Source organism: Streptococcus parasanguinis (assembly GCF_001578955.1).
GTDB lineage: Bacteria > Bacillota > Bacilli > Lactobacillales > Streptococcaceae > Streptococcus > Streptococcus parasanguinis_U.
Genome location: NZ_KQ969689.1, coordinates 460943 through 463518, shown reverse-complemented (window position 1 = coordinate 463518; position 2576 = coordinate 460943). Strand labels below are relative to the sequence as shown.

Here is a 2576-nt window from a genome sequence, read left to right as displayed (position 1 = left end):
TTCTTTATAAAGTTCTTCTAAGGCACGCCAAGCTCCGAAAATATCCCCAAATGGTTGATGTAAGAGATAGAGATCAACGTAGTCCAAATCTAATTTACGTAAGGATTCATTAAAAGCGTCTTTAGCAGCCTCATAGCTAAAGTCTGAAATCCAAAGTTTAGTTGTGATAAAGAGCTCCTCACGGGGAACACCTGAGGCCTTGATAGCTTTTCCGACCGCTTCTTCATTACCATAAACTTGGGCGGTGTCAATCAAACGATAGCCCGTTTTAATCGCTTCTTCTACAACTATCTGCGTTGTTTTGGCATCATGGATTTGGAAAACTCCAAATCCAACCATAGGCATTTTGATTCCGTTATTAAGTATTGTGTATTTCATTGTTTACCTCGTTTTTATTTATTTTTTTCATTATCCAAATGGATAGTTAGGATTAAATATTTCTTTCAAAGAAAGGTATGATTGCCTCAAAGGCGACACCTATAAAAGGATGGAGGTCGTACATGTCAAATTGGCTTGCTTCAGTAACTGTCATTTTCCCTGATTCAATAAATGTTGCGACTTTCATTTTTCTCCTTCTCTATTTATCTTAATAAACAGGACGTGTCAAACCTTGAGTATCGGGGTCTGCAAGACCTATACTTTCTCTATTGAGGTAAGTTGGATCAGCAATCATTTTGACGACAACGTCTGCAATACTTTGACGTGAGCCAGAGACACCGACATATGATTCTCCTTTGTGCGTAATACTGTATTTCACCTCATCACGGTCATTTAACCAAGGCAAACGTAAAGTTGTGTAATCTAAGCCTGATTTTTCTAACAATTCGTCAGAACGTCGAGCTCGATTGAGCCCTGCTTGCGTAAGCATTTCTGTATTCCAACGACCATATTCTCCAGGAACTTCTCCGTAAATCCCTAAAACATTTGAAGCTATAACACGTTTAACATCATTTTTAATCATTGCTGCAATAACACCTTGAGTCAGTTTGTTATCAGGGTCATGGTCAACATTTGAAATAAAAACAATATCTTGTCCTTGAACAGCCTTGTCCAACATTTCTTGGTCGTGAATGTCAGCATCTACTATCCTTACACGCGCAGGATTAATAGCCACTAAGTCATCAACACGATGACTTTTTCGTAAATAAAGTGTCAATTGAACGTCATCTTGTTCGCTCAAAAGACGCTTCGCTACAATCCGTGCAACTTGTCCATTGGCACCCAAAATTAAAACATTTTTCATTTATTATTCCTCCAACAATCTTAAAAATTAATCATTAGCATGAATGTCATAAGCTGACAAGAGATAATCTCCAACGTCTGGTGCGTCTGGGTCATGAGCACCTTTTCCTTTGTCAAGGGTACGAATCTCTGCCATTTCTTCAGCGGTCAATTCAAAATCAAAGAGTTCTTTGTTTGATGCCATGCGAACTTTCTTGGTTGATTTTGGCAAGGCAATGACACCTTCTTGCACTTCAAATCGCAAAACAATTTGCCCAGCATCTTTGCCATATTTGTTAGCCAAAGCTGTAATGATTGGTTCGGCAAATAAGTCTTTATTTCCTTGTCCGAGTGGCGCCCAAGCTTCGATTTTAACATCATCCTTTGCAAGCAAGTCACGTAGAGCTTTTTGTTGGAAATATGGGTTGAACTCTACTTGGTTAACAGCTGGAATCGTATTGAAATGTGGAACAAATTGATTCCAAAAGTTTGGCGTGAAGTTTGATACACCGATTGATTTGATTTTACCAGCTGATTTGGCTTCTTCTAGAGCTTTCCAAGCCTCTTCGACTTTGCCATAAGGTTGGTGAAGCAGGTAGAGGTCAAGGTAATCAAGCCCCATTTTCCCCAAGGTTGCATCAATGGTTGCTTTAGCAGTTTCGTAAGCATAATCTTGAATCCAAAGTTTACTAGTGACAAAGATTTCATCACGTGGAATGCCTGAATCTTTGATAGCTTGTCCGACTTCTTTTTCGTTAAAATAAGCTTGCGCTGTGTCAATATGACGGTAACCAACTTCTAAGGCATCCTTAACAACTGTATAGGTCGAACCGTCTGCAGGAATTTGGAAAACACCAAACCCAACTGCTGGAATACGATTGCCATCATTTAAAGTAATTGTTTTCACCTTTAGTTTTCTCCATTTTTTCTCTGTTCAATCAAATGTAAGAACATGTCAACTGTTGAAGGATCTTGGTGATTGAAAAACAGACTTTCTTTTGTATCAAGTTCTGCAATGGCTGTCATATCTTCATCCGTTAAGTTAAAATCAAAAACATCAATATTCTCAGCCATACGCTCTGGTTTTACTGATTTTGTCAAGCAGACGATACCACGCTCTACCTGCCAACGAATCATAATTTGAGCTGTGGACTTACCATATTTTTCCGCAATCGCCACTAGTGTCGGATGAGAAAAGATGCCATTTCTACCTTCTGCAAAACTAGCCCATGACTCCATCTGAACATTGTTTTTGATCATATTCTCTTGTGCGAAAATCTGTTGATTAAACGGATGGGTTTCAACTTGATTGACCTGTGGTGTGATTTCATTAAAAGCCACCAGATCACTCAGAC

Annotated in this window: 5 protein-coding genes; all 5 read right to left on the bottom strand. The window is 38.9% G+C overall.

Annotated elements, in window-relative coordinates:
• Positions 1-378: aldo/keto reductase (locus SPADD19_RS12405; RefSeq protein ID WP_241496414.1), on the bottom strand; the 378-nt coding region annotated here is incomplete at its 3' end.
• Positions 379-430: 52 nt separating this feature from the next.
• Complete coding sequence (locus tag SPADD19_RS13050; RefSeq protein ID WP_277619455.1) at positions 431-565, bottom strand: hypothetical protein; 135 nt, start codon at positions 563-565, stop codon at positions 431-433.
• 21 nt (positions 566-586) lie between these two features.
• The gene (locus tag SPADD19_RS02160; protein ID WP_061455079.1) at positions 587-1243 is read right to left on the bottom strand and encodes an NAD(P)H-binding protein; all 657 of its coding nucleotides are present in this window, start codon (positions 1241-1243) and stop codon (positions 587-589) included.
• Positions 1244-1270: 27 nt separating this feature from the next.
• Positions 1271-2128: an aldo/keto reductase gene (locus SPADD19_RS02155; RefSeq protein WP_061455078.1), complete on the bottom strand. Its 858-nt coding sequence runs from the start codon at positions 2126-2128 to the stop codon at positions 1271-1273.
• Between the two features lie 2 nt (positions 2129-2130).
• On the bottom strand, positions 2131-2576 hold a 446-nt coding region (locus SPADD19_RS12400), incomplete at its 5' end, for an aldo/keto reductase (RefSeq protein ID WP_241496413.1).